Annotated in this window: 27 protein-coding genes; 14 read left to right on the top strand and 13 right to left on the bottom strand. The window is 32.3% G+C overall.

Translation table 11 applies throughout. From position 1 onward, the window contains the following. Positions 1-152: 152 nt before the first annotated feature. Positions 153-323 carry a zinc-ribbon domain-containing protein gene (locus tag JK636_RS12670; protein ID WP_202749376.1) on the top strand — a complete coding sequence of 57 codons (171 nt, stop codon included), beginning with the start codon at positions 153-155 and terminating at the stop codon, positions 321-323. A 246-nt stretch (positions 324-569) separates the two neighbouring features. On the opposite strand, the gene JK636_RS12665 is transcribed toward JK636_RS12670, so the two are convergent. The 3 genes from JK636_RS12665 to JK636_RS12655 form a co-directional block, all read right to left on the bottom strand. Next, positions 570-1352, bottom strand: a complete 783-nt coding sequence (locus tag JK636_RS12665) for an ABC transporter permease (RefSeq protein ID WP_202749375.1) — start codon at positions 1350-1352, stop codon at positions 570-572. Between the two features lie 155 nt (positions 1353-1507). Continuing rightward, positions 1508-2311, bottom strand: coding sequence for an ABC transporter permease (locus JK636_RS12660; RefSeq protein ID WP_202749374.1), 804 nt, complete (start codon positions 2309-2311; stop codon positions 1508-1510). After that, positions 2308-3285, bottom strand: coding sequence for an ABC transporter ATP-binding protein (locus JK636_RS12655; RefSeq protein WP_202749373.1), 978 nt, complete (start codon positions 3283-3285; stop codon positions 2308-2310). The genes JK636_RS12660 and JK636_RS12655 overlap by 4 nt, the downstream gene beginning before the upstream one ends. A 324-nt stretch (positions 3286-3609) precedes the next feature. Here JK636_RS12655 and JK636_RS12650 point away from each other — a divergent pair, with 324 nt between their 5' ends. The 3 genes from JK636_RS12650 to JK636_RS12640 all read left to right on the top strand — a co-directional run bounded on the left by JK636_RS12650 (position 3610) and on the right by JK636_RS12640 (position 6064). Further along, positions 3610-3969 carry a hypothetical protein gene (locus tag JK636_RS12650; RefSeq protein WP_202749372.1) on the top strand — a complete coding sequence of 120 codons (360 nt, stop codon included), beginning with the start codon at positions 3610-3612 and terminating at the stop codon, positions 3967-3969. 193 nt (positions 3970-4162) lie between these two features. Further along, a complete protein-coding gene (locus tag JK636_RS12645; RefSeq protein WP_202749371.1) occupies positions 4163-4930 on the top strand; it encodes a hypothetical protein in 768 nt (255 codons plus the stop codon). Positions 4931-5083: 153 nt separating this feature from the next. Further along, positions 5084-6064: an aromatic acid exporter family protein gene (locus JK636_RS12640; protein ID WP_202749370.1), complete on the top strand. Its 981-nt coding sequence runs from the start codon at positions 5084-5086 to the stop codon at positions 6062-6064. Between the two features lie 34 nt (positions 6065-6098). On the opposite strand, the gene JK636_RS12635 is transcribed toward JK636_RS12640, so the two are convergent. The 3 genes from JK636_RS12635 to JK636_RS12625 all read right to left on the bottom strand — a co-directional run bounded on the left by JK636_RS12635 (position 6099) and on the right by JK636_RS12625 (position 7781). Further along, on the bottom strand, positions 6099-6653 hold the full coding sequence (locus JK636_RS12635; protein WP_202749369.1) for a hypothetical protein: 555 nt from the start codon (positions 6651-6653) through the stop codon (positions 6099-6101). Between the two features lie 165 nt (positions 6654-6818). Continuing rightward, on the bottom strand, positions 6819-7316 hold the full coding sequence (locus JK636_RS12630; protein ID WP_202749368.1) for a hypothetical protein: 498 nt from the start codon (positions 7314-7316) through the stop codon (positions 6819-6821). 15 nt (positions 7317-7331) lie between these two features. Further along, complete coding sequence (locus JK636_RS12625; RefSeq protein WP_202749367.1) at positions 7332-7781, bottom strand: hypothetical protein; 450 nt, start codon at positions 7779-7781, stop codon at positions 7332-7334. A 167-nt stretch (positions 7782-7948) separates the two neighbouring features. Here JK636_RS12625 and JK636_RS12620 point away from each other — a divergent pair, with 167 nt between their 5' ends. Continuing rightward, positions 7949-9946 (top strand): alpha/beta hydrolase family protein, encoded by a 1998-nt coding sequence (locus JK636_RS12620; RefSeq protein ID WP_202749366.1) that lies wholly within the window; start codon positions 7949-7951, stop codon positions 9944-9946. Between the two features lie 54 nt (positions 9947-10000). Here JK636_RS12620 and JK636_RS12615 read toward each other — a convergent pair whose 3' ends face one another. The 4 genes from JK636_RS12615 to JK636_RS12600 all read right to left on the bottom strand — a co-directional run bounded on the left by JK636_RS12615 (position 10001) and on the right by JK636_RS12600 (position 15558). Continuing rightward, complete coding sequence (locus tag JK636_RS12615; RefSeq protein WP_202749365.1) at positions 10001-10717, bottom strand: RodZ family helix-turn-helix domain-containing protein; 717 nt, start codon at positions 10715-10717, stop codon at positions 10001-10003. Between the two features lie 104 nt (positions 10718-10821). Then, a complete protein-coding gene (locus tag JK636_RS12610) occupies positions 10822-11406 on the bottom strand; it encodes an NUDIX hydrolase (protein WP_202749364.1) in 585 nt (194 codons plus the stop codon). Positions 11407-11572: 166 nt separating this feature from the next. Then, a complete protein-coding gene (locus JK636_RS12605) occupies positions 11573-14782 on the bottom strand; it encodes an aminotransferase class I/II-fold pyridoxal phosphate-dependent enzyme (protein WP_202749363.1) in 3210 nt (1069 codons plus the stop codon). 122 nt (positions 14783-14904) lie between these two features. Continuing rightward, entirely contained in the window at positions 14905-15558 is a 654-nt protein-coding gene (locus JK636_RS12600; RefSeq protein ID WP_202749362.1) for a pentapeptide repeat-containing protein, read from the bottom strand. Positions 15559-15654: 96 nt separating this feature from the next. Here JK636_RS12600 and JK636_RS12595 point away from each other — a divergent pair, with 96 nt between their 5' ends. From JK636_RS12595 to JK636_RS12575, 5 genes are all read left to right on the top strand, one after another. Further along, positions 15655-16233 (top strand): flavin reductase family protein, encoded by a 579-nt coding sequence (locus JK636_RS12595; protein WP_202749361.1) that lies wholly within the window; start codon positions 15655-15657, stop codon positions 16231-16233. A 25-nt stretch (positions 16234-16258) separates the two neighbouring features. Continuing rightward, a complete protein-coding gene (locus JK636_RS12590) occupies positions 16259-17626 on the top strand; it encodes an MATE family efflux transporter (RefSeq protein ID WP_202749360.1) in 1368 nt (455 codons plus the stop codon). 87 nt (positions 17627-17713) lie between these two features. Then, complete coding sequence (locus JK636_RS12585) at positions 17714-18034, top strand: hypothetical protein (protein ID WP_202749359.1); 321 nt, start codon at positions 17714-17716, stop codon at positions 18032-18034. A gap of 170 nt (positions 18035-18204) precedes the next feature. Then, a complete protein-coding gene (locus JK636_RS12580; protein WP_202749358.1) occupies positions 18205-19200 on the top strand; it encodes a DUF4003 family protein in 996 nt (331 codons plus the stop codon). 88 nt (positions 19201-19288) lie between these two features. Then, positions 19289-19432, top strand: coding sequence for a hypothetical protein (locus tag JK636_RS12575; protein WP_202749357.1), 144 nt, complete (start codon positions 19289-19291; stop codon positions 19430-19432). A gap of 948 nt (positions 19433-20380) precedes the next feature. Here JK636_RS12575 and JK636_RS12570 read toward each other — a convergent pair. Continuing rightward, positions 20381-21607: an MFS transporter gene (locus JK636_RS12570; protein ID WP_202749356.1), complete on the bottom strand. Its 1227-nt coding sequence runs from the start codon at positions 21605-21607 to the stop codon at positions 20381-20383. Positions 21608-21873: 266 nt separating this feature from the next. Between JK636_RS12570 and JK636_RS12565 the strand changes: the two genes are divergently transcribed. Further along, positions 21874-22515 (top strand): hypothetical protein, encoded by a 642-nt coding sequence (locus tag JK636_RS12565; RefSeq protein WP_202749355.1) that lies wholly within the window; start codon positions 21874-21876, stop codon positions 22513-22515. Between the two features lie 47 nt (positions 22516-22562). On the opposite strand, the gene JK636_RS12560 is transcribed toward JK636_RS12565, so the two are convergent. Together JK636_RS12560 and JK636_RS12555 are read right to left on the bottom strand one after the other, a co-directional pair. Continuing rightward, on the bottom strand, positions 22563-22988 hold the full coding sequence (locus JK636_RS12560) for a hypothetical protein (RefSeq protein WP_202749354.1): 426 nt from the start codon (positions 22986-22988) through the stop codon (positions 22563-22565). A gap of 125 nt (positions 22989-23113) precedes the next feature. After that, entirely contained in the window at positions 23114-23530 is a 417-nt protein-coding gene (locus JK636_RS12555) for a hypothetical protein (RefSeq protein WP_202749353.1), read from the bottom strand. Between the two features lie 306 nt (positions 23531-23836). On the opposite strand from JK636_RS12555, the gene JK636_RS12550 reads away from it, so the two are divergent. From JK636_RS12550 to JK636_RS12540, 3 genes are read left to right on the top strand one after another with little or no spacing between them, the layout of a single operon-like run. Beyond that, on the top strand, positions 23837-24334 hold the full coding sequence (locus JK636_RS12550) for a prepilin peptidase (protein WP_243428221.1): 498 nt from the start codon (positions 23837-23839) through the stop codon (positions 24332-24334). Positions 24335-24373: 39 nt separating this feature from the next. After that, complete coding sequence (locus JK636_RS12545; protein ID WP_202749352.1) at positions 24374-25555, top strand: sensor histidine kinase; 1182 nt, start codon at positions 24374-24376, stop codon at positions 25553-25555. Further along, complete coding sequence (locus JK636_RS12540; RefSeq protein WP_207751746.1) at positions 25536-26213, top strand: response regulator; 678 nt, start codon at positions 25536-25538, stop codon at positions 26211-26213. Before JK636_RS12545 ends, JK636_RS12540 begins: the two co-directional genes overlap by 20 nt. Positions 26214-26296 lie beyond the last annotated feature (83 nt).

Below are 26296 nucleotides of genomic sequence, written 5' to 3'. Positions count from 1 at the left end.
TTTATATGTATGTTATTCTGATTGAGCACTAGAGATTGGTAAATGTCTAGTATTGAGATTTAATATGATAAGAAGCATATCCTCTTTTTTTAAAAGAATATACTTGTTGGTCTATTTTTAATCTTAAATAATAAAAAAGGAGGAATGTTGAAATGGCAGATAAAACAATAGTATGTAAAGATTGTTCAAAAGAGTTCTTATTTACTGAAAATGAGCAGGCTTTCTATAAAGAAAAGGGCTTTGATAATGAGCCTCAGAGATGTGCTGATTGCAGAAGAGCAAGAAAGCAACAAAACAACAATAACAGAGGATTTAGAAGATAATAAATTGTTTGTTAATACCCTATAGGTTTCCTATAGGGTTTTTGTTTTTGCAAATAAAGAATAAAACATAAGTGTATAGTGAATGCTAGCAAAGAGGTGATAGAATGGGAAGAAAAAATAGCGGCGGTAAGCGTAAAGAATTAACGGATTTTAGTCATCTTATAGAGATTAAAGACAAGGATAAAGATACAGAAAATAAACAGAGCGGTAGTTAAGAATGAGCAGTTCTTCAAGAACTGCTCATTTTTATGACCCTGTTGATTTATAATGTCTTACACCAAAGTTCCAAATAACTATGCATGGAATTATAAATAGAAGGCCAAATAGAGGAGTTAACATATACATAGTTCTATTACCTTGTACCTTATCTAAAATAAACATAAGAGGAAGATAATTTACTGTTCCAAAGGGAATAACGAAGGTGAAAAATTTTCTAACCCACTCCTTATATATGCTGAGAGGATATTGTGATATTTCACGTCCGCCGTCTGTAAATATATTAATCACTTCAAGACCTTCAATAGTCCAAAAGCACAATGTAGCTCCAAGCATATAAATACCGGCAAAAATAAATACTCCACTTAATATCATTAATATCAAGGTTATAATCTTAGTAGAATTCCAAGCAATTGTAAGATTTGCAAGTGAAAAAACTAAAACTATAAAGCTTTGAAAGAGCCTTCCTATTCTAGTAAATTCAAATTTTGAACCTAGCACTTGAAGTATGCTGTTTCTAGGTCTTACTAGTACTCTGTCAAAATCTCCGTTTATTATAAGTGAAGAAAAAGAATCAAAGCCTCTTGCAAAGCACTCGCTTATGGAAAAGGCTATGTGAATTATCGAATAGCATAATGCAACTTCATACAAGGACCATCCACCTATGCTTGGAAATCTTTGAAAAAATAATAATATAGATACAAAAACTAAGAAAGGAACGAAAAACTGTCCTATAGAAAGTAAAATGAATGAGGTTCTGTACTCCATTTGGCTTTTAAAAAGTATGGACATATACCTAATGTATAATCTCATAGTAATCAACTCCTTTTGACTTTTGCTCTGAGTACCTTAGCATACTCGGTTTCACTCGCAAGATACTCGTTGAAGCCCATTTAGGGCTTCAGTCCGGGGCATCTTAGCATGCTCGTTCTCACTCGCCAGATGCCCGTTAAAGCCCATTTAGGGCTTTACCCCCCCTGTACAACAATTTTTTTTAATGCTTTATTCATCCAAAGCCTTCCGCCAATTATTATTATAATTATCCACAAAAGCTGAACACCAATACTTATTAAAGCTTCCTTAGTACCTATATTTCCTGCATAAACTCTAAATGGAAGGTCTGAAGTATATCGAAAAGGAAGCATATAGACTATATTTTTTAAAAAATTGGGCATAAGAGGAACTGGAATTAGCAGTCCTGAAAAAAATTCACCGAGCACACCAAAGATTAATAATGAGCCTACTCCAGACATGGTATAAAATATGGATATATAAATAAGCATTGAAATTGCAACAATTAATATTATTCCAAGAGTTAGAGTAATGATAAACAATACAAAGGCTGCAAGGTTTGGAGGTAGTGTAAAGTTATATGGGTAAGGTAAGAGTATTGCTACAATAAGTATGGGAAAACATCTTAGCAAGGCTGAAGACAGTCTTTGAGCAATAAGTTTTGCATACCAAAAGCTGTATAGGTCTGAAGGTCTTACAAGCTCATAGGCTATATTTCCACTTGTAATAAGATTAATAAGCTCTGTATCTCTAAACCAAAGCATAATTAAGGCTAGAAAGCTTTGCTGCAGCCATAAAACCTGAATAAGTTCTCTTAGGGATATTGGCTGAACAGATGAAGTGCTTTTATAAAAAGCTTCAAATATCATAATATACATAAAACCCCAGAAAAATTGAGTTAAAACGCCGGCAAGTGCAGCTATTCTATATTGAAGACCTTTTAAAAGTCTCATTTTGAATAAAGAGTAATATGCTCTCATATCTCGTACTCCTTATAAAGCTCAACTATAATTTCTTCTATAGGTCTGCTGTCGACCGAAACATCAAGTATGTCCAATTTGTTTGAAAGCATACCTATAACCTCTGATACTTTAATCTTTTCTAAATCAACTGATAGAGAGAGGTTTTCCTTTGATCTGGACAGGATAGTTGTGCCTTCAATATTTATGTCTTCAGTGCTTTCTGCAAAGTCAACAGTAAGGGTTTTATGGGTGGAGAATCTGTTTTTAAGTTCTGTGAGGCTTCCGTCTAAAAGCTTTTCACCTTTACCTATAAGAATTATTCTTTCTGCTAAAGCTTCTATGTCACTCATATCATGAGTTGTTAGTATAACAGTTACCTTTTTTTCTTTATTTATTGTTTTAACAAAGTTTCTTACGGCAAGCTTTGAAACGGCATCAAGGCCTATAGTCGGTTCATCAAGAAAAAGTATTTTGGGGTTATGAAGCAGGGAAGCACCGATTTCACAGCGCATTCTTTGACCTAGACTTAGCTGGCGCACAGGAGTGTTTAATAATGTGGATAAATCTAAAGTAGATGTTAATAATTCAAGATTATCTTTGAAAGTAATCTGCGGGATTTTATAAATGTCTTTAAGAAGATTATAAGAGTCTATTACGGGAACATCCCACCAAAGCTGAGACCTTTGTCCAAAAACTACACCAATATTTTTTACATGAGCAACTCGATTTTTCCAAGGAGTATTGCCAAGTATGCTGCATTGTCCACTGTCAGGAACCAAAATGCCGCTTATTATCTTAATAGTAGTAGACTTACCAGCGCCGTTAGGACCAATATAGCCTACAATTTCTCCTTCATCAATATTAAAGGAGATGTCTTTTAGAGCTTCAACTCTTGTAAATTCGGGCTTGAATAAAGATTTTACAGCAGCAGCAACTCCAGAGTTCCGTTTGGCTACCTTAAAGCTTTTGGTTAGGTTTTTAACTTCAATCATTTTATCCCACCTTTACAAATTAATTACACAAGAAATTTTATTATATATTTACTTATTATGGATGTCAATATATAAAGAGAGGTAACAGTTGATATTATAAGATGAATTCTATATATTTCCTCTTTATTAATCAGATTTTTATCCGATAATTTAACTAATAAAAGCGGAAAGAAGGAGTTTACGAAAATTAAAACTTAATGATATATGAAACAATTTGAATTTATTTATCAATCAATTAATTAAATTAAGAATATTTTAAACATGCCCCCCAAAACTAAATATTTGAAACGTAAATAATAATGAAAATTAAAGGAGGTAGCTGGAATGAAAAACAAAATCGCTGCAGCGGTACTATTATCAGCACTTATTTTTACAGGGTGTCAAGGTAAAAATATTCAAGATACAAATAAAAGTGCTGTTTCACCAGTGAGCCAGGAACAGACATCAGGGAGTATATCTAGTAATACAGCAACAGGTAACAGAGAAAATTCAGATGTATCCGAAGCCGGCAGTAATAAAACGGATAGTATACAAAATAATTTAAAGCCTGTACAACCTGGTACAGTACCGAAACTGAATCAATCACAAAAATCTCAAATCAATTCTAAAGTAATGCCAGTAATAAATAATATAAAAGATTCCTTAAAATCTCTTGAGGATGTAAAAGATATTAATTTAAATTAAATAAAATAACGAGGATGTTGAAGTCCTAAATGGACTTCAACGAGCAATTCGCGAGCGGAAGCGAGTAATCTTTAATTGCTCAGTGCTTCCGACTAAAAGGAGGTAAAAGTCCTAAATGGACTTTTACGAGTAATTTTTGAGCGGAGCGAGAGTTTTAAATTACTCAGTGTTCCGACTAAAAGGAGGAAAAAATATGAGTAATAAAAAATTAATAGCAGTAGTAATGTCAGCGTTAATTTTAATGCCAACTGCAGCTTTTGCAAAGGGTAATCCAAACAGCAACTCAAATAGTAACGCAGGAAAAGGCCTGCAGCAAATTATAAGCAAAGATAAAGGACAAGCTCCGTCAACTCATGAGGATAAAGAAACTTCTAAAGTAGAAAATGAAAACAAAGGTGCTGTACAAAAACAAGCAAATGAAGTAAAAAAGGATGCAAAGAAACAGGAAATAGAAGCTTTTAAAACACAGATGAAAGCAAAGCACGATACTATGAATCAGCTTAGAAAACAAACTATATCAGTAAGACATCAGATTGAAGCAAAGACTGAGTCGTTAACATCAATCATTAATGATATTCAAGCAGGGAAGAAAACACTCCCACAAGACATGCTTGATGAACTTCTTTTAAAATCACAAAATATAAAATCTGATACTGATTCAGTAAAAGCTACTTCTGAGATATCAAAGGAAGTTTCTGATACACAGGATAAGGTTAACAAGCAGGATTTTAATAATGCATTATCTTCTTTAGATAAAGTTATTTCAAGGCTTCAAGCTAGACTAGATGCCCTGAATAAATTAAATGCAGATTTAGATGAGTTATTAGCTATTGCGAATATGGCTGTTGCTCCAGCACCTGTAGATTCAACATCACCAGTTCAGAATCAAACAGGTACCAGTGCAACAAGTGATAGCAATACTGTTACGAATACTACCGAAGTCAGCAGCTCAACCAATTAAGTTAAAGTAATTTGAAATTAATAAGGACTGTACCTGAAATGTAATTATTTCAGATACAGTCCTTATTAATTTTTATTAAGAAAATTTTATTGTTAAATTTACTTCGAAATTATAATATAATAACTAATATAATTTATCTAATGGGGGTGACTTATGAATTTTATTGGTTATAGAACTATAAAAACTGCGTTAGGGTCTGCTATTGCAATGCTAATAGCAGCTGCTATTGGATTAAAATATGGCACAGCTGCAGGAGTTATAGTTATCTTAAGTGTACAAAGTACTAAAAGGCAGTCTGTGAAGATAGCTCTTCAAAGAATGGGAGCCTGTTTATTAGCTTTGTTTATATCTTCGACTTTATTTAATATATTTGGCTACAGTGCATATGTATTTGGCATTTTTATTCTTGTTTTTATACCATTAGCAGCAAAGTTTAAATTAAATGATGGTATTGTAGTTAGTTCAGTGCTTGTAACTCATCTGCTTGTAGAGAAAACTACATCAATTTCACTAATAATAAATGAAATTTTGCTAATGCTCATAGGAGTAGTTGTAGCACTTTTAGTAAATATGTATATGCCAAGTATTGAAAAGGATATAAAAAATGATATTAGTCGAATTGAAGATATAATAAGAGAATTGTTATTGCATATGTCAATGGCTTTAAAGGAATGTGCCATATCAATAAAAGAAGAAGAACTTTTCAATGAACTGGAATTAAAACTTAATAAGGGTATACAAAGAGCATACAGAATTTTAAATAATTCCTTGTTTGCTGATAATAGCTATTATGCAAAGTATATGGATATGAGATTTCAGCAGCTTAGTGCATTAAAAAATATGAGAAGACACTTTGAAAGATTCTCTATTTCCTATAAGCAGACTGAAATGATAGCTGAGTTTACTTTAAGGCTTTCAAATTCAATACATGAATATAACTCTGCAGAAGGATTATTGAAAAATTTGCAGGAGCTTAGAGAAAGCTTCACTGAAATGGAGCTTCCCAAAACAAGGGAAGAGTTTGAAAACAGAGCAATGCTGTATCAATTTTTAAATGACTTAGAACAATTTTTAATAATAAAAAGAGACTTCAAAAAGCATTTAAAGGACAATAATATAGTTGATTTGTATTGATTAATTAATACAAACAACGAGGAGGGAAGACTCTTTACAACTTTTCAATATCTGAGGTTATATTATTAATAATTATTTTAACTAATTGTGTAATATGGCGCTCATGACTAGCAGCGAAAATGGAATATTCATTATCGGCTGGCTGAGACACTTTCGTTATTGTTGTTATTTCTATTTTTGGTATTTCAATGACTGAGCTTTCTTGAATTACTACATTATCTTTTTTGTAGCTTTTTGTATAAGTCTCACCAGATATCTTAACTATATATTCATTATTAGTTTTAAAAATGAAACAATTTTGACCGTATATATTATGTTTTTCAAGAACATAGCGGTCAACCTTTCTGCTTTCTTCAATATAGCTGCTTCCAAGCTCTGTATAATGAATTAAGTTTGTTTCTAAGTAAAGGCCTATTAGAAGAAGAGTAACATCTAAAAACATAAGCCAGATGAAGTAACGGCTTTTGGCAATGCCTTCGTAGACAGTTGCCGCTAAAATTAAAGCAAAGATTGCTGCATAAATAACTCTTCCAAATTTCTTATATAGATACATTAATCGAATATTTAAATTTATGCTTAAGTCATTCAAAGTAACTTCCTCCTTTAACTCGGATCACTGGGTAATTTAAGAGTGCTCGTTCCACTCGCAAATTACCCGCTAAAGTCCATTAAGGACTTTAGCCTCCATAGCTTTAGTTTATATAATAATAATTAACAATAAGTTTGAATTTAATAATTTAAATTTCAGAAGTTTTTACTGTGGTTTTTTATTAGTATTTATTAATACATACAGGTAACTCAGAAGACCTAATGTCAATAAATAAATTGGAAAGGAATAATATATTTTGTAGTTATTTTTATAATGAAATACTCCCATGTAGTCTCCTAAGAGTTCCATAATAGTAGAGACAATAGACCAGAACAAAATATATACTGGAGCATATTTTGATTTGATATTAAAATAATCATAAATATAAACATATAAATATCCGTAAGCACCAAACATGAAGTATGTTAAAAAATCAAAGAACTCATAATTAGAAAGGTCATTCACATCATAATAATCTAAAGGAGGGACACCGATAGAATGATCTGCCATCATGCCTATAAAGACGCAATAAAAGAAATAAACCAGAGCTTCCTTTAGAGAAAATCTCTTTTTTAGCTTAAATACTAATAAAAATCCTATAAGAAAAGTAATAATACCGTACCATTCATTTCCATTGAAATGCTTGTCATAAATAATATCCATTTTTCAGACGTCCTTTCAAGGAATTTTTTTCAATATAACTGCAACGGTTTTCGTTAATAAAATTAGAATAAGTAGTAAGATTGCAGTAAAGGATATTCTCCAGCCGGTATATATCTTTAGGCCAAGCCATTTTGAAAGTAGTTCAAAAGAAAATAAAATTATAAATGTAAGAAGTGAAAATACTATTTTTTTAAATCCTGTTTGAAATAAGGATAAATTAATATAAGTCAGTAGTCCGATAGGAATAATTATGTTCCTTTGAAGTAAGATGCAAAAATAATACTCAAGTATACTGCTGTTTTGTATGAGCTTCATATTTAGAGTGATTATAGTGAAGATGTTCATAACAACTATAGTAATAAAAAAGAAAACAATAAAATTTTCTTCTTTAGTTAAGCTTTTTTTTATTAATGCAAATAATATGATAAACAGCCAGGAAGCAAGTATAAAAAAAGCAAAAATCATAGATATCATCTCCACAGTATATGTATTTTATATAGTATCTTCAAAAAAATGTTTATTATAACTATGTTTATTGTTTGTCTAGCTATTTAAAAAGAGTTGATGTAAAATATTTCTATAAAACTAAGGTTTTTCAAAATGATAACTCAATTTATAGGGGAGGGGCTATAATGAACAATATTAAAATTGATGACTTTACTAAATATAAATTTTTATCAGGAGTGAAACATTCACCTGATGGAAGTCATGCCTGTTACATAGTTCATGAAACAGACTTAGAGGAAAATAAATATCTCTCAAATTTATGGATTCTTGATAATGATAATAAAAACAACTATAGGCTTACAAGTTTTGATAATGAGAACAGTTTTCTATGGCTTGATAATGAAAATATAATTTTTCCTGCTGTCAGAGATTCTAAAGATAAAGATAAAAAAGACTCAGGTGAGGAGTTTACTCAGTACTATAAAATAAATATACATGGCGGTGAGGCTGTAAAATATTTAAGGATACCAAGGAATATAAATTCTCTTAAAATTATAGACAAGGATACCTTCATGTTTACCTGCGAGTATAATTTTAATCAGAGAGAGCTTTGTTTATTAAATGAAGAGGAAAAGGCTGAGGAACTTAAGGCAAGAAAAGAAGAGAAAGACTATGAAGTTTTAGAAGAGATTCCTTTTTGGTCAAATGGCGGAGGCTTTGTAAGCAAGAAGAGAAACAGGCTATACATATACCATGCATCATCAAAGGAAGTAGAAGCTGTAACAGAAGAAAATTTTAATGTGGATGCTTTCAATTTGAATAGTGATAAAACTAAAGTAGTCATTATAGGGTATAGTATTGAGCATAAAATGCCTCTTTTTAATGATGTTTTTGTTTATGATATGGCAAGCAAGAGATTGGAAAAGCTTAATAAGGAAGAAATGAGCCACTACTTTGCTGATTTTATAAAAAACAATAAAATAATTTTTACAGCTTCATCTATGAAGGATTATGGCATTAATGAAAATGAAAAATTTTACACAATGGATTTAGATTCAAAGGAAACAAGCTGCATTACTCCTGATTTGGATGCTGCAATCACAAATTCGGTAGGCTCTGACTGCAGGTTTGGAGGTTCGGTTCTTAAGCAGATAGATAATAATTATTTATACTTCATAACAACAGAGGGAGAAAGTTCATTTCTAAATAGAATTGATGAAAGCGGAAATATTGAAAAGCTTGTGCTTGATGAAGGATCTGTTGATGGAATAAGTGTTAATAATGGACATATGCTTTATGTTGCAATGAGAAAAAGCACTCTTCAAGAGCTGTATTCTAAAGAAGATGATGCTGAGCAGCAGGCTACTGATTTTAATGGATGGGTATATGAGGAGTTAAAAGTAGGACAGCTTGAGAAAATAACATTAGAGACAGAACATGGAGTCTTCATAGATGGATGGCTTTTAAAACCTGCTGACTTTGATGAAAATAAAAAATATCCTGCTATACTTGATATTCATGGGGGGCCAAAGACTGTTTATGGAACTGTATTTGTACACGAAATGCAGTATTGGGCAAATGAAGGCTATGTAGTTTTCTTCTGCAACCCTAGAGGCAGTGACGGAAAAGGAAATGAATTTGCTGATATAAGAGGCAAATATGGAACTATTGACTATGACGATATAATGAAGTTTACTGATGAAGTTTTAAGAAGATACAGCTTTATAGATAGTGAAAGAATAGGGGTTACCGGAGGCTCCTATGGAGGCTTTATGACAAACTGGATAATAGGACATACTGCTAGGTTTAAAGCTGCAGCTTCACAAAGAAGCATATCTAATTGGATTTCTATGTACAGCACAACAGATATAGGCTATTTCTTCGCAGAGGATCAGGTTTCAGCTACTCCTTGGAGCAATCAGGAAAAGCTTTGGGATAATTCTCCGCTTAAATACGCAGATAAAGTAAAGACACCTACTCTATTCCTTCATTCAGAGGAAGACTACAGATGCTGGCTTGTGGAAGGTATTCAGATGTTCACAGCATTAAAATACCATGGAGTAGAGGCAAGGATGTGTATGTTCAGAGGTGAGAACCATGAACTTAGCAGAAGCGGAAAGCCAAAGCACAGAGTAAGAAGACTTAAAGAAATAACTCAGTGGTTTGATAAATATTTAAAATAAGGGCTAAAATTAAAACCGCAGGCTGCAAAAAGTCTGCGGTTTTGCTATACAAATTTATTGAGGCACAATTTGTATATATGAGTTCTTTCCATCCTTGCTTGGAGATATAACTTTTATAACACCTTGTCCGTATGGATATTGTACTTTATAAACAATATTTGTCTTAGTGCCTAGATAGGTCTGAATAACCTCAGTCTTTCCCAAAACAGCTTGAACCTTATCAAATGTCATACCATTTTTTATACCCATAATGGTAACATCATTTTTACATTTAATAGAAGTTGGCTTACTTTCGCTCTTATCCAAACCTGCAATTGCTAATCCATTTGAAAATACTAAAGCAGTTCCATCAGCTTTATAGTCTTTTCCAAAAGTTTTTATTAAATTTGTTTTTGTCATTGAAGCATATGTTTGGACATCCTTTTTGGTTAAGTTGGCAGGCTTAACTGTTTTAGCTGAATTGGTACCGCTATTGTTTGCTGATGAAGAATCAGTTTTGTCAGCGCTGCCGGTATTGGCTGAGCTTGAATCAGCAGCAGTATTATCTTTATCAGTACTGTCAGATGCAGTATCAGAAGCTGTGTCAGAAGCCGTATCCTTAGCAGTATCTTCTGCTTTAGCAGTAGAATCATCCTGTTTTGTCTGCTGAGAAGTCTGGTTTTTAGCAGTTTGTGAATTTAGTTTGTCTTTTGCATTATTGATTTCGCTGCAGCCAGCAAATAAAAGCTGTGTAGATAGAATCAAAGTTAATGCTAAATATGTTTTTTTCATAAAATTTATCTCCTTTGTAACTAAAATGTAAATCATAATATTATATGAACTTGAATATATATAATATTTTACCATATATTTACAGTTATTCAAGAGAGATAATATTAATTATGTATGAAATTTTGAAGAGCCAGCCAAACTTTAATATCCATTTTTATATTTTGCTTTAAAAGCTCTTTAGCGATTTCTTTGGAAACCAAAATAGCCTCAATATCCTCATCATCTTCTAAAAAGCTATTTGATATACTTCCTTCACAGCTGCAGTAAACCATTGCTACAGATTCGTCAGTCATACCTGCTGATATATAAACCTTTGGGTTGGTTTTAGCATTGTCGATTTCAATAAGTGAAAGGCCAGTTTCCTCTCTTAATTCTCTTCTTACAGCTTCTACGATGCCTTCATCAGCATCTAAAAGTCCTGCAGGCAGCTCATAAACGTAATCGTTAAGAGGAATTCTAAACTGTTTAATGAGTACAAGGCTGTTAGTAGGCTTATGGATTGCATTTATTATAACAGCATCTATCTTTTCTTCTTTTTTATTGAAAAATTGTTCCTTAAGGGTATCAAAGTTTTTTCTAGAAGCAATGATCCAATGCTTTTCAGCACCTTTTCTATTTTCATATTCAGCATCATAAAGACTTAAAAATTTAGTTTCTGTTAAAGGGGTAAGCTTCTTTAGTTTATTCATGATTTTTTCCTTTCATTTGAAACTATTTATAGATTTCAAAGTAAATCAGCCCTTTATGCTTCTCAAAAACCTGTAGAAACATCAGGATTTTTGAGAAGCTTAAATAGCGATTTACTAATTGAAACTATACAGGTAGCTTATGATCTTCACAAGCTACCTATAATAATTATTTATTAAATTGTATATCTATATTATTCTCCTTAGCCAGGTCAACTAATACATCTAAAGCTTTGATTATCTGGTCTTCTTTATGTTCGCTGGTAACGCAGAATCTTAGTCTGGCTTTATCCTTTGGAACGGCAGGATAAACAGCAGGAGGAACTGCAATACCTTTTTCAAGCAGAAGATGGCTTAAGATAAAGGCAGCATTATCATTTCCAACTAAAATTGGAACTACAGCTGTTTCAGCGGCTAAACAGGTATCAAGCTTTCTTTTATGGGCTTCCTTTATAAAAATTTCTATATTTTTATGAAGTCTTTTCACAGCAGAGTTATCCCTTTGTATTAGTTTTACAGCAGCAAGAGTAGCAGCAGCAACTGGAGGGCTTATCCCAACTGAAAATACAAATCCGGGAACATTATATCTTAAATATTCTATTAGTGATTTTTTACCTGCTAAGTAACCGCCGCAGGTACCAAGTCCTTTAGATAAGGTACCCATTTTTATATCTATATCATCAGGTTCAAGATTAAAATATTCATCTACACCGCCGCCATGCTCGCCAATAACACAGGCAGAGTGAGCTTCATCTACCATTAAGAAAAACCCATATTCTTTCTTAAGGCGCACAAATTCAGGCACAGGAGCTATATCTCCATCCATACTGTAGGCACCTTCAATTACAACAAGGATTTTTTCATATTTAGTTCTTATATTTTTAAGAATATTTTCTAATGCCTTATAATCGTTATGAGGAAAGGCTTTAGAATCGCTTTTTGAAAGCTGGCAACCTTGTGCTACTGAATTATGAGCTAAAGCATCATAAAGTATAATATCTCTTTCATTGCAGAAGTTGCCAACAAAGGTTACATTGGTTGAATGTCCGCCTACTAGAACTAAACAATCCTCAGTATGCTTCCATGATGCTATTTCTCTCTCTAATTCCTTGTATAAATGTTTTTCACCAGTGAGCAGTCTGCTTCCGCTGGCAGAAGTTCCATATTTAGCTGCTGCCTCTTGAGCAGCCTTAACTGTTTCAGGATGACCTGACATTCCTATATAATTATAGGAACCAAAATTTAAGACTTCTATTTCTCCATTTAACATGGACTTGTCTCGTATAATTGAATCATGGCATTTAAAATAAGGATTAGTCTCACCAGAGGCAATCTTTTGCTGAGGAAGAAAATTATTATATTCTCTGGAATCTTCAAAGCTTTTTATTATTTTTACTTCTGTCTCAGAAATAGGAGAAGTTGCTGCACTTTCATCAAGCATAATAGCGCCTTTTGTCTTCCTTAAAATTAATAAGGAAAGATCATTAACACTGCTGCAGTTATAATATTCAGAGTCAGGTATAACAATACCAAATAAATCTTCAACTTTTGTTAAAAGGCTTATACTTGAAAGACTGTCTCCGCCTAAGTCATTTATAAAATGGTCAGTATCCTTTATGTTTTCCGGTTTTAAAGATAAAGCTTCTGCAAAGCACTGTCTGACCTTAGCTTTAATTTCTATTAAATCATCCTCATACTCTAAAGCCATTGGCTCAAGGCCTTTTACAGCTTCAGTAGCTGTGAATGTCTTTGTTTTTAAATTTAATTCAACCAAATCTATTCTATTATTTTCAATTAACTCCTTAAGCTTGTTTCTTTTAACCTTTATACCGTTAGCTAAAGGAAGCTCGCTTGAAGTTGCAAAAACCTTATTTACCTTTTTTAATATAGGAAGAGTGCCATTAACTTTGTTTATGGCATCAACAAGCTTACTAAAGTTATCTTCATTCATATTAGGCTTATCCATGTTTAAGATAAGTGTTATGTTTTCGTAGGAGTTGTCCTTCTTTGTACCAAGGACAGATATATAATTAACTAGTGGCAGCTTGGAAAAATAGTCTTCCAATTCATCAGGATAAACATTTTCGCCTGACTCATTAACAATTATGTCCTTTACTCTCCCTTGAATGAAAAGAGAATCTTCATCGATATTTACTATATCTCCAGTTTTAAACCAACCATCATTTTCAGTCTCAGGAGAGATCTTTTTACCGTCAACTAGCATACCGGTATGCATTGCTTTTCCTCTTACAAGAAGTTCGCTGTCACCTTCGGAAAGCTTATATTCAAGGTGCTTGAATTTTTTACCTGAGGAGCCGTTTAATCTTTTGTTTAAATCATAGTCTCCCTGACAGGAGGCTATTCCGATCTCAGTCATTCCATATCCGCAAACAACATAATAACCAATAGCGTTCATAAATCGAACTGTTTCATAAGGTATACGGCTTCCACCGCTTATAATCATCTTAATTTGCGGACCTAGGAGATTATCCTGAAGCTTTTTAAAAAGCTTTTGTGATAATTTAATCCCGTTGTTAAAGTTAACTCGCTGAGCTGATAAACTTGTGCTAAGCATGGACTTGAACATAAGCTGATTTAGCTCTGAAGCATCATTTATCTTTTTTACAACACTGTTTACGAGGTTGTTTGGCAGAAGAGGTACAGTTATTATATGAGTTACTTGATGAGACCTGCAAGCTTTCATAATAGTTTCAGGAGCTCTATCTTTTAAGTAAACCATAGCTGCACCAAGAAAAGAATATACGAGATATTGAGCTATAAATCCAAACACATGGTGGAAAGGAAGAAAAGCTAATACCCTATCCCCAGGAACAGCATTCATTCTATTGTTCTCTGTTAGTATTTCAAGATTAAATAACTGATAACAGATTGCTTCTCCTGAATATGTAAATATTTTTGAGGTAGAGGTTGTACCAGAAGTGCATAATGCAACCTCATCTGACCAATCCGGAGAGGTCAGCGTATCTTCATTTTCAAATTCAATTGGATTATTAATTACCATAATTGAATTTGACTGCTTTACAAGAAAGCTAGTCATTTCCTCATTGAGTGTGCTGTCTATCAATATGGGTTTAAATCCAGCAGCCAGTATTCCCCAAAACATTACAGGCCATAAATGAGAATTAGGCATTTTTAATGCTATGTATTTTCCCTTATTACTTTCTCCAGCTAATTGTGAAATTTTTGAAGCAGCCTTATACACTTTTGTTTCGTAATCCTTAAAGGACCATTTTACTATATTGTTATTATCAATAAATTCTCCTGCTGTAATTTCACTGTATTGACACAGTATTTTAAAGATACTCTTAAAGCTTAGCTCTGATTTTCTAAGAGTATCAAAATTTGATGAAAGGGTCATAGATTATTCCCTCCTCTAAAAATGTACAAATTAATCCACAGTTATTATACCATATTTCAAAATCAAATCCAAATTTTGTATTTCCTAAATTTTAGTATGTAAACAATTAAAAAAGTAAATTACTATTTTTTTATCACAATGCCAAGAAGTCTTGCGAGGGAGATAGCCTGTGCATCTGTAACTATGGCTCCATATACATCAGAGGTTCTTGCACCTAAACCATCAATTTCACAGGTTGAAAAATCAATACCTTTTAGCATTACGCCAGACAACTGACATTGAGTCATATCTGAATTTTTAAATTCTACTTTGGAAAATTGACTTTCTTCAAAGTCTGACGAAGGAATTTGACAGCTGTCAAATGAAACTAGTTTCAAATCTGCAAACCTTAATAGGGCATATTTTCCACTGCAGTTTTTAAAAGTTACATTTCTTAGGGTAGAATCGCTTAAGTTAGTCCCCACAAGCTTACAGTTAATAAACTCAACTCTATGAATTGAAGCTTCTCTTAAGTCTGCATTTGATAAATCGCAGTTTTCAAATCTTACATCAGTAAGTTCCAGGTTGTTAAGTGATACATTTCTAAATATTACATTTTTAAATATAATCTCATCAAAGGAAACATGTGATGAATCAAGATTTTCGATGCAGCAGTCCTTTATAAAAGAAGAAGAAAAAGAAGCTTCCTTAAAAATATCCTCTGAAGATAAGTTGGTTTCAGGTAAAACTTTTGAAAGTTTTGGTTTTAATAATTTTATACTATTACTTTCTGTCATGGCAGACCTCCATATATTTATTTGAAATATATTTAAAGAACGATATAATTATAATCATGTGTATAATTATAAGAATTTGGAGGCTGAAATACAACTATGAGTAAAATAACTTTTAAAGGAAGTGCTATATTAAATCCTGTACCAGCAGTTATGATAACAAGTCAAAATAAAGAGGGCAAGGTAAATGTATTTACTGTTGGATGGATTGGAACTGCCTGCACTCGACCTCCTATGATTACAGTTGCCATAAGGCCTGAACGATTGTCTTACGAATATATAAAGGATACAGAGGAATTTGTAGTTAACCTGCCTACTTCAGCTATGACAAAAGTAGTTGATTACGTGGGAGTTGTTTCTGGTAAAAGAGAAGACAAAATAGAAAAGCTAAAACTTCAGCTTGAAGATTCAGAGAAAATTGCTGTACCTTCTTTGAAGGACTGTCCTGTAAATATTGAATGCAAACTTAAAAGCATTACTCCATTAGGAAGTCATGACCTGTTTTTGGCTGAAGTAGTTTCTATATCTGTTGATGAAAATATTATAGATGACAAAGGAAAAATTCATCTAGAAAAGGCTAATTTGATAGCTTATTCTCATGGCGAGTATTTTGCATTAAGCAATAACCCTTTAGGGAAGTTTGGCTATTCTATTGCAAAGAAAAAGAAGAAAAAATAAAAATCAGCTAGCAGGAGGAGCAGTAGTGAAAAAATTTACTTTCAAATTAGATAAAAAAGCAGATAAAGAAATAATAGAACTTGCCTGGCCGTCTATAACAGAGCAGATTCTTGAAATGATGGTTGGTATGGTTTCAACTATATTTATGGGGAGAATAGGAACCGATGCAGTGGCAGCAGTAGGTATGGTCAATATGCTTATGGGATTTTTACAAACTGTTTTTTCAGGTTTGTCCATGGGTACTACAGTTATTATAGCCAGAGTAACTGGAGAAGGAAACAAGGAAGAAGCAAAAAGAGCCTTAATACAATCTATTTATATGGCTTTGGTTATAGGACTTGCTTTAGCGTTATTTGGAAAAATATTCTCAGTATCTATTTTAAAGCTATTTTTTGGAGGAGCCGACTCTAACGTTATCAATTTAGGTATAAGCTACTTCGGGATAACACTTTTGAACTTACCTTTCTTTGTTCTTGATATTATTATATCTGGAGCTATGAGGGGAGCAGGAGATACTAAAACTCCAATGGTTATTACTGGAGTCGTAAATATAATAAATATTATTTTAAACACAATATTAATATTTGGTATGCCGATTCTTCATATACCTGCTTTGGGAGTTATAGGATCAGCTATTGCTGTTACAATTTCAAGAGTTGTTGCCGTAATTATTAGATTGATTGTTTTATATAATGGAAGAAAACTTAAGCTTAATTTAAGTCTTAAGGATGATTATAGTATTAGAACTAATGTTATGAAAAGAATTATTAATATAGGAATCCCGGCTTTTATAGAGCAGGCTGTTATGCAGGGTGGATTTTTATTAGTCCAAATTATAATTGTTACACTTGGAACTGTGGCTATGGCTTCCTATCAAGTAGGTATCAATGTAAACTCTTTAGCCTTTTTCCCGGTGTTTGGTTTTGCAATTGCCAATACAACACTTGTTGGTCAAAGTCTGGGAGAAAGAAATTATAAAAAAGCAGAAAACTATGCCTATGAGAGTTTAAAAATAACTATGCTTATGGCTTTTATTCTAGGAATGTTTATGGTGATTTTTGCAAGACCTCTTGCTAGTTTGTATTCAAATGATCCCCTTGTTATAAAGGAATCAATGAGTCTTATACGTACCTTTGGAATACTTGAGCCTCTAATTGCTATTTTAAATGTATGCTCAGCAACTCTTAAAGCATCTGGAGATATTAATTATGTTATGGTATCCTCCTTTGTGGGGTTATGGACTTTTAGAGTGTTTGTAAGCTTTGCTTTGATAAGGTGGGCTCATATTGGGATGACTGCAGTAATGATAGGAATATTTTTAGACTTTAGTTCCAGGTCATTTATGTATTTGTCTAGAATGCTTAAAGGAAAATGGAAGTATTTAAAGGTTTAAAGTATTTAGTAGTATTTTAGATATAACAAAGAATGATTGTTGCTAAAACTTATACTTGTAATCCTAGGACAGGAAGGTGAATAATTTATGTTTAACATTCAGGATATATTATCTGGAGAATTTTCTAAATACCCGGAAGAAGATCAGGAATATATGAGGAAATATACAGAAAAGCTCAGAGAAAGCATTAAGGAAGCACTAGCTAAAGACATGGCAGATAAAATACTTAAAGATGTCAATAAAGACAATGAAACTTTTATGAATGTATTAACTGAGATACTTGATAATGGCTTTAAAGGCTTTAATAAAATGTCAACCAGAACTCTTCTTAATATGTACTTGGAAAAGAAAAGTGAAGAGGACTTTATAAATCTTTTAGAAGGTATTGATATGAAAGAAAATATTTAATAACTCCCTTGAAATATAGTAATGAAAAACTTATAATAGGATTATACATAACGCTGTTATAAGTTTTTTTATTATAGGAGGTTGGAGTCCTAAATGGACTTCAACGGGAATCTTGCGAATGAAAATGAGCACTCTAAGATTCCCAGTGTTTCGAGTGAAAGGAGAAAATTATGAATGTAGAATTAAAACAGAAAGTGGATCTAATGGTAGACAATTATAGTGACCTTAAGGCAGGCTTTAAATGGGAAGCCAATTTAATTAAGCATTTTAGTGCTTTAGTTCATGCCACTAAAGATAAAAGAGTTGATATAGATAAACTGAAAGAAATTAAACAATATATAAAAGAAGAAACAAGCTGGACATCATATTTTAGAGGAACTGGTGAGTTTCTTATTGTAAATCTTTTAGCCTTTGAAGAAGATTATAAAAGTTTTTTTGAAAACATGTTAAATGCTTATGATAAGATGAAGGAAGCAGGCTTTAAAAGAAGTCCTCAGCTACCGTTAGCGGCTTATACAATAGTGAAACAAGTGCCAATTGATGAGTGGAGTTATAGAATTCAAAGGACAAAAAAGTTTTTTGATAAAATGAAAGAAAATCATTATTGGCTGACTTCTTCAGATGATTACGTGTTTGCTGCTGTTTTAGCAACTACGGACTTTGAGGTGGAGGCTACTTCAAAGAAAATAGAAGAATGTTACAGTTTTTTAAATAAAGAAGGTTTTTATAAAGGTAATGATTTGCAAACCTTATCTCATATCCTGGCAATCGGTGAAGAAGATGTGGAAGAGAAATGCAGCAAAGCGGTAAGTCTATATAAAAATCTTAAAGAAGTTAATTGCAAACTTCAGTATACTGGTTTGGCAACTTTAGGCTTGCTAGCACTTATTACTAATGATGTTTCTAAAACAGTAAGTGAAATAAAGGAAGTTTTTGATTATATTTCAGACAAAGATGGCTACGGATTTTGGGGTATTGATAAGAATACCAAAGTTATACTTTGTGCTACTTTAGTATCAGATTATTATGTAGATGAGATAAAAAAAGGTGTTCTTCAAATAACTTTAAGCAACAGCATAAATGCTATAATTATAGCTCAGCAGCAGGCAGCAATAGCAGCGGCTTGTGCGGCGAGTGCTGCAGCAGCTTCATCTGCAAGTTCATAGGAATAAATATCAATTCACAGGAAAACATATTTCTGTATGGGAAAAGAACGTACTTATAGTTTTTTTACTGCGGAAAGGAGTGAAACCTGTGAAAAATAGATCTAGATTAACAAATACTCAGAGAAAAGCAATTGGTCATAAAATGAGTGATAATGGAGAAATAGCTCACTATGCTGAGAAAGTACAATACAGCAGAAATAATGATAATGTAAAACCAGAAACAACTCTTTAAGGTTTAATTGTTAAGTAGAGGACTAAATTGCTGCAGGCTTCGCTTTAAAGTCCGCAGGGCTTTTTGTGGAAAATAATATATAATCTTAGTGATTACTTTGCGACTGTTCTAAGGTTCGTGAAGCCATAAAACTAAGAGCCTCTAAGAATTCGCTTGAACTCTCGCTATCTTTAAAGCGAAGCTTCTATAATAAATGCTGATATCATATTTTACTTTTGTTAGCTCAGAAGAGAGGCTCTAAGTTTTATGACTTCACTTCACCAAGAACATGGTCAAAGTACTCAATTAATCTTATATATTATTTTCCACACTGCCCTACAGACTTTAAAGCAAGCCTATAATACTTTTGTTGATCTTTAGTTAATTAGTTTAAACATTAAAAGCTTATCGCTATTTAATAATAATTTTGATATAAGTATATTTTTTGATATTGCGGAAAACAAATCTACTGCAAACCAGCACGGCTCAAGTAACTATTTAAATATTTTTATAGGTTTATATTTAAATAGTTAGCAATAAAAATGCCATTAGTAGCTTTTAACAAAGCCAAGAGTTTTAACTATAAATATAAGCTTGAGTAAGTGATGTAGATAATTATAATTGCGAGCTAACGCTGCATAAGCTGGGCGTAAAGACCGAGAGCAGGTGTAGAAAATAATATTTTAATTTGGCTGATAACTTTACCCATGTTCTTGGCGAAGCAATGCTGAAAAGCTTAGAGCCTCTCTTCTGAGCAAGCTAGAAGTATTTTAAGTTTATTAAAGATGTTTTGAAGCCTGCGGCTATTGAAGAAACAAGAAGTCAAAGCGAATTCCTAGAGGCTCTTAGCTTTTCAGTACTGCAAGCCTTAGAACATACGCAAAGTTATCATAAAGTAAAATATTATTTTCTACACTAGGCTCTAAGGTCTTTTCACCACAGCTTGTGATAATTTATTTCTCAATTTTACTATATTACTTCATTTCTTCGCTTAAGTGTTCTGTAAAGCAAAACTGCTGTTAAAGAGCACAGCAGTGCGCAAATTCCTACGAAGGAATAACCAGCTTTCATTCCTGATGCCATACCAATTTCTATTCCATATCTGTTTGTAAATATATTTTTAAATAAATCAATTATTGAGCCTACTAAAAAGTTTCCGATGACACTTCCTATACCCATCAAAGTTACAGTAAAGCTTATGGCAGTGTCGCTGTCTTTAGGATATCTTTTTGCAAGAAAGGCCATAGTAGTTGGATATATTGGTGCTATGCCTGCACCGGCAAGAGCAAATAAAAAGGCTCCATTTTTGCCGATAAATATACCAGCTAAAGTTAAGAGGCCTGAGACACCAGAAAAAATAATGAGTGATTTTACAAAACCAATCTTATCAGTAAGAGGCCCTAAAAGAAGCCTTGAAAGTGTAAAAGTTAAAAAGAATGCAGATAAAAGTTTCGACGCGGTATTTACATTCCAGTAATAGGTTTTTTCAAGGAAGTTGACAAGCCAGCCTCCAACTGAAAGCTCTGAAATTACTCCAAAGGAAAGGATAATTACTATAAGCCAGGCAGACGGATCTTTTATATATTCCTTAAATGGCATACGTTCTTCTTCTTTAATATCATCTCCAGGAAACTTAGTAAATAGAGCAATGATAAAAGGAAGCAATGATAGTGAAAGCATTATAAGATACATTCCATGCCAGCCTATATCTTTACCTGAAAATTTAGCTCCCATAAGAGCTGTGGCAAAAATAGGAGCTACCGTTGAGCTTAGGCCGTAGAAAAAATGAGATAAATTCATCATCATTCCTGTATTCTTAGTAAAGACTCTGGCAGCTAGAACTCCAAGAGCTATTTCCAGCACTCCATTTCCTATGTACATTAAAAAATAAGAAGCAGAAAGGGTTCTGTAGCTTGCTGAAATGTATATAAATACCCCTGCAAGAGCCATACTCCCAAAGGCCAAAAGACTTGAAAATCTTATGCCGAATCTTTTAGTTAAAAAGCCGGTAAAACTGCAAGCTAAAAGACATCCAAGAGAGTTAAGAGCTAGAAGCAAGCCAATCTGCATTTCGCTTAATGAAAAATCAGCCTGCATTTTAGGAATAGCAGGTCCTTTTATATTTTCAGAAAATCCAAATACTAAAAAACCACCAAAAACTATAATTAAGAGTAAGTAATAATTTCTTTTTTTCAAACTAAGTCCCCCCTAAGCGGAAATAATTTAATTATCATCAATGCTAGTTATATTTTAAATTTAGCATTGATGTTTAGCTATTACAATATATTATAGAATTTTCAACTCAACTATTAACTTATATATGCTCAAAAACTGATGAAGATTCAGTATTTTGAGTCGTGAGCAAGTTATGGTTTGTAATGAAAATTCTATAGATTCTTATACTGCACTATGATAAAATTCTATTGAATAATAAACTTTTCAGAAAAATATTGGAGGAGCAAATGGATAAGGTTTATAACGGTATAGTAATTTTTGGTGAAATGGGAGCAGGGAAAGATGCCTTGGCAGATCAGTTCTGCATTTTGAGAGATAATGCCAAGATATATAAAATAAGTTTATTGTGCAGAGAAATGATGAAGGTATCTAAAGTTAATCAAAGGTGGAGAGGTCAGGAAAGACACATCGGTCAAACCATTGCTGATAGATTTAGAGAATTAGATATTAATATTATGTGTGATTACATACTTGCTCTTATATATGAAAATGGACAGAAAAAATATGGCTGGAATAACAGCAGTTTAGATGAAGAGGCTTTTAATAATTCAATTCTCGAGCAGCTTAATATTATGAGAAATGATGAACTATCACTTATTGTAGGAGGACGTACTTTAACAGACCTTGAATATTGGAAGAGTAAGAACTATCTTATAGTGGGTGTGAAGGTTAGTGATGAGGTAAGAAAAAAGAGACTAATAACCAGAGATGGAATAGAAGTGGTTAAGAACAGCAGCTCAGAACACAATACTGAAGTAGATGTTCCTTATATAATAAAAAATCTATGTCATGAAGTTATAGTAAATGACGGTACTTTAGATGATTTAAAAGCCTCAGCAGAAAATCTCTTAGTCAAATACAGCTTTTAAAATAAAAACAGCCATAAATATATAAATATTTATGGCTGAATTTTATTTTATTCAGATATGTTTTCAGATGTTTTTTTATTTCCAAATCCAAAGAGATCTTTCTTTTGGTATATGAATATTCCCATTAATATAGGAAATAAAAAATTAATAATCATTGAAGTCTTAAATCCATTGTCAAGAATAGAGAAAGCAATATCTAATACTGTGCATATAAAGTAAGCATAAACTCCAACTGCTTTCTTGCATAAAATTAGTATAATACCGGCTACTAACACTACTGATATAACGAGTGATGTTATATTTTGGTTTTGTGTAGGTAAAGGTAAGTTCATTGCAGAAAACTGAGCTTCAAATTTATCTCTAGCAAAAACCATTGCTCCAAGTCCGATTATAGCAATAGCATATATTACTAACTGAATAATTGATACAGTCAATATGCCTCCACCTAATTTTTGTTCTTTTTTATTATCCATATCTGTTCTACCCCCCACTTATTTTAGTAAAAAAACCATATAATGTTATTATAGTGGATTGTGAAAAAATATGCAATTAAAAAAGGACTAAAATTTCATGTTTTAGTCCTTTTTTAATAAAAGTATTACCCATTATTTTGGCTATTAGTACCACCATTATTGTTATTGTTGTTTTTATTTGGAAGAGTATTATTTTTATTCTTAAACTGCTTATTATTAAAAGGATCCTTTTTCATTTGCCTGCTTATGCCAGGTCTGCCCTTAAGGAACTTTCCTGCTCTATTCCACATCAGAGCTCTGTCTGCCATAATTCCTCCGACAAAGCATATAATGCCTACAAGAATAATTGGAATAGCCATCTTTACGCTGGGTCTAAGCTTTCTAAATCTCTGCTTTAAAATAGTGCGTACTTTTACTGTGCTCACATCATTTTCTGCTGAAACATCACTTATTGTATCAACAGTTTCAGTGTCTTTTTTATCAATATCTATATTGTTAGATTGTACATTTTCATTAGTAGTAATATCTTTTTCTTCATTCATACTATTTTTCTCCTTTCAGTCGAAACACTGGGTAGTTTAAGATGCTCGTTATCACTCGCAAACTACCCGTTAAAGGTCATTTAGACCTTTAACCTCCTTCACTCGAAACACTGGGTAATTTAAATACCGGTTGAAACTGATTTGCAGTTTTAATCTTTCTATTATTATGTTAATTATATAATAAAAGTGTTGTATTGCAGTATGATGACAACATTATGAATAAATTTTAAATAATATTATATATTTCGTGTATAATGAAATTGAACACAATAATTAAATTATGTATTATATAATAATGAGGGTATAATGGAAAAAGTTATCTTAGTATTTGTAACTGTAATAGTTTATTTAGCAATGTTTTTGAAGTTTGGGCTTAGTTTGATGTTTGTCAAAGGCATAGTGATGGCTTCTCTTCTTATAATTATGTCCTTTAATGATTTAAAGCATCAAATTATTCCAGATGTGCTATCAATTATTACTTTGATAGCCGGTTTAGGATTTTCTTTTTTAACCGATATATCATTTATAAATAGTGTACTTGGCATGTCTATAGGAGGACTAATACTATTTTTAATAGCACTTATACCTAGTGCCTTAGGCGGCGGGGATATTAAGATTATGCTTGGTCTAGGAGCTTTTTTAGGAGCATATAGAACAATTTGGGCAATTTTTTTAGCCTTTGGATTGTCTTCAATTATTAGTATTGTACTTCTTTTACTTAAGATAAAAGGGCGCAGAGACTATATCCCTTTTGGACCGTTTTTAGCATTGGGAACTATAATTTCATTTCTTATTTTTAAATAATTTACTGCATACAACTAAGCTGTGTCAGGAGCTGATAGAATGAACAATACTGAATTAGACATTAGTTTAATTAATAAAATAATTAACAAAATAATAGAGGAAATAAGCTCCAGTAGGGGACAAATACTTGATATTGTAGATAATATCAGAAGAGAACAAGAAGATTTAAAACTTCAGCTAATTAAAATAAAGAATGAAACTACAAAGGTTATAGGGGAAGTGGACGAACTTCAAAAGCAAGAGAAAGCTGCCAGAAAAAAACTAGCAGAGGTTTCTGCCAATTTCAACAGATATAATGAAAAAGATATAAAAGAGGCGTATGAAAAAGCTTCAGATATGAGAGTTAAATATTTTACTAAGATAAATGAGGAAAAAGTTTTAAGAGAAAAGAGATCTCAGCTTGAAATAGCAGTAAAAAACACTATGGAAAATATTGATGGGGCTGAGAAAGTTGTTAACCAGATAGGTATAGCTATGGGATATCTGGAAGGTGATATTCTTTCAGCGTTAGAAGGAGCAGATAATAATTCCGAAATGTTTCTTGGTATAAAAATATTGGAAGCACAAGAAAATGAGAGAAAAAGGATTGCAAGAGATATACATGATGGACCAGCTCAGCATATGGCAAATGCTGTTATGAAAGCAGATATTTGTACCATGGTGATAAAAAAGGATGTAGAAGAAGGACTTAAGGAGATTGCAGATTTAAAGGAAAGTATAAAAATTGCTTTAAAAGAGGTCAGAAATATAATTTTTGATTTAAGACCTATGTCGCTTGACGATCTGGGATTAAATCAAACTATTCAGCAAACTGTAAAATCAATAACTCGGGAATCAAATATAGATATAGAACTTAAGTTAAAACCAATAAAAACTGAGATAGAGCCTATTATTCAAGTAGCGGTATATAGAATAATTCAGGAGGTGTTTAACAACATTAAAAAGCATTCGAAGGCAAGACATGCAGAAGTAAAGCTTGATTTTGGAACAAAATATTTAATGCTTGTTATAACTGATGATGGTATCGGCTTCAACGTAGAGGAGACCTTAAAAGATGTTAGGACAAAAGGTGCATCCTATGGACTTATTGGTATTTTTGACAGAGTAAATCAGCTTCAGGGAGAAATTGAAATAAAATCCTCAGCTGGAGAAGGAACTAATTATATTGTTAAGCTTCCTAACAATCGTGAGGTGATTAAGGATGATAAAAGGGGAGATTAAGGTATTAATAGCAGATGATCATGCTATTATAAGGGAAGGCTTGAAGAGAATAATAAGCTTTGAGGAGGATATTGAAATTGTTGGAGAGGCTGAAGATGGCGACAAGGTTATTTCTCTTTTAGAGAGAATTGTTCCAGATGTTGTACTTTTAGATTGCAATATGCCTATAAAAAATGGTATAGAAGTTTTGAAGTCGATAAAAAACAATAGTGAAACCATAAAAGTTATTATGCTTACTATTGAGAATGATAGAAATACTATTCATGCTGCAATTCATATTGGAGCAGATGGATATGTTCTTAAGGACTCTGCAGGAACTGAAATAGTTAACGCAATCAGGATGGTTTATAAAGGTGAAAAATATATTGATAAATCTTTAGTATCCATGCTTTTTTTAGACATAAAAAGTAAGGATAGAAAGTATAGTAGTGCGCTTGACAAATTATCAAAGAGAGAAATTGAAGTACTAATTAAAATTTCTAAGGGATTAAGTAATAAGGAGATAGGAGAGCAGCTATTTCTTTCTGAAAAAACAATAAAAAATTATGCTACCAATTTATTTAGAAAGATTGATGTGGATGATAGAGTTCAGGCAACAATTTTTGCTATTGAAAACAAAATAGAAGAATATTATAAAAAAAGATACTCCGAAGAGTAGGGACGAAAGTCCCTATTTTTTTATTACTTTTTTACTTGAAAGAAAATGACTTTTGCAATCTGCCACAATAAAGTGTTATTAGC

It is taken from the genome of Clostridium rhizosphaerae (assembly GCF_016765585.1).
GTDB lineage: Bacteria > Bacillota > Clostridia > Clostridiales > Clostridiaceae > Clostridium_AT > Clostridium_AT rhizosphaerae.
Note: the sequence above shows the minus strand (reverse complement) of the source record. Positions and strands in the feature narration are given on the sequence as shown.

Bases quoted from the DNA above. Each gene is read 5' to 3' on its own strand.
- JK636_RS12605 (WP_202749363.1), bottom strand. From the start codon at position 14,782: ATGACCCTTTCATCAAATTTTGATACTCTTAGAAAATCAGAGCTAAGC.
- JK636_RS12555 (WP_202749353.1), bottom strand. From the start codon at position 23,530: ATGAATGAAGAAAAAGATATTACTACTAATGAAAATGTACAATCTAAC.
- JK636_RS12595 (WP_202749361.1), top strand. From the start codon at position 15,655: ATGAGTAAAATAACTTTTAAAGGAAGTGCTATATTAAATCCTGTACCA.
- JK636_RS12665 (WP_202749375.1), bottom strand. From the start codon at position 1,352: ATGAGATTATACATTAGGTATATGTCCATACTTTTTAAAAGCCAAATG.
- JK636_RS12545 (WP_202749352.1), top strand. From the start codon at position 24,374: ATGAACAATACTGAATTAGACATTAGTTTAATTAATAAAATAATTAAC.
- JK636_RS12565 (WP_202749355.1), top strand. From the start codon at position 21,874: ATGGATAAGGTTTATAACGGTATAGTAATTTTTGGTGAAATGGGAGCA.
- JK636_RS12610 (WP_202749364.1), bottom strand. From the start codon at position 11,406: ATGAATAAACTAAAGAAGCTTACCCCTTTAACAGAAACTAAATTTTTA.
- JK636_RS12655 (WP_202749373.1), bottom strand. From the start codon at position 3,285: ATGATTGAAGTTAAAAACCTAACCAAAAGCTTTAAGGTAGCCAAACGG.
- JK636_RS12660 (WP_202749374.1), bottom strand. From the start codon at position 2,311: ATGAGAGCATATTACTCTTTATTCAAAATGAGACTTTTAAAAGGTCTT.
- JK636_RS12615 (WP_202749365.1), bottom strand. From the start codon at position 10,717: ATGAAAAAAACATATTTAGCATTAACTTTGATTCTATCTACACAGCTT.
- JK636_RS12645 (WP_202749371.1), top strand. From the start codon at position 4,163: ATGAGTAATAAAAAATTAATAGCAGTAGTAATGTCAGCGTTAATTTTA.
- JK636_RS12600 (WP_202749362.1), bottom strand. From the start codon at position 15,558: ATGACAGAAAGTAATAGTATAAAATTATTAAAACCAAAACTTTCAAAA.
- JK636_RS12620 (WP_202749366.1), top strand. From the start codon at position 7,949: ATGAACAATATTAAAATTGATGACTTTACTAAATATAAATTTTTATCA.
- JK636_RS12585 (WP_202749359.1), top strand. From the start codon at position 17,714: ATGTTTAACATTCAGGATATATTATCTGGAGAATTTTCTAAATACCCG.
- JK636_RS12540 (WP_207751746.1), top strand. From the start codon at position 25,536: ATGATAAAAGGGGAGATTAAGGTATTAATAGCAGATGATCATGCTATT.
- JK636_RS12550 (WP_243428221.1), top strand. From the start codon at position 23,837: ATGGAAAAAGTTATCTTAGTATTTGTAACTGTAATAGTTTATTTAGCA.
- JK636_RS12625 (WP_202749367.1), bottom strand. From the start codon at position 7,781: ATGATTTTTGCTTTTTTTATACTTGCTTCCTGGCTGTTTATCATATTA.
- JK636_RS12630 (WP_202749368.1), bottom strand. From the start codon at position 7,316: ATGGATATTATTTATGACAAGCATTTCAATGGAAATGAATGGTACGGT.
- JK636_RS12640 (WP_202749370.1), top strand. From the start codon at position 5,084: ATGAATTTTATTGGTTATAGAACTATAAAAACTGCGTTAGGGTCTGCT.
- JK636_RS12670 (WP_202749376.1), top strand. From the start codon at position 153: ATGGCAGATAAAACAATAGTATGTAAAGATTGTTCAAAAGAGTTCTTA.
- JK636_RS12580 (WP_202749358.1), top strand. From the start codon at position 18,205: ATGAATGTAGAATTAAAACAGAAAGTGGATCTAATGGTAGACAATTAT.
- JK636_RS12560 (WP_202749354.1), bottom strand. From the start codon at position 22,988: ATGGATAATAAAAAAGAACAAAAATTAGGTGGAGGCATATTGACTGTA.
- JK636_RS12650 (WP_202749372.1), top strand. From the start codon at position 3,610: ATGAAAAACAAAATCGCTGCAGCGGTACTATTATCAGCACTTATTTTT.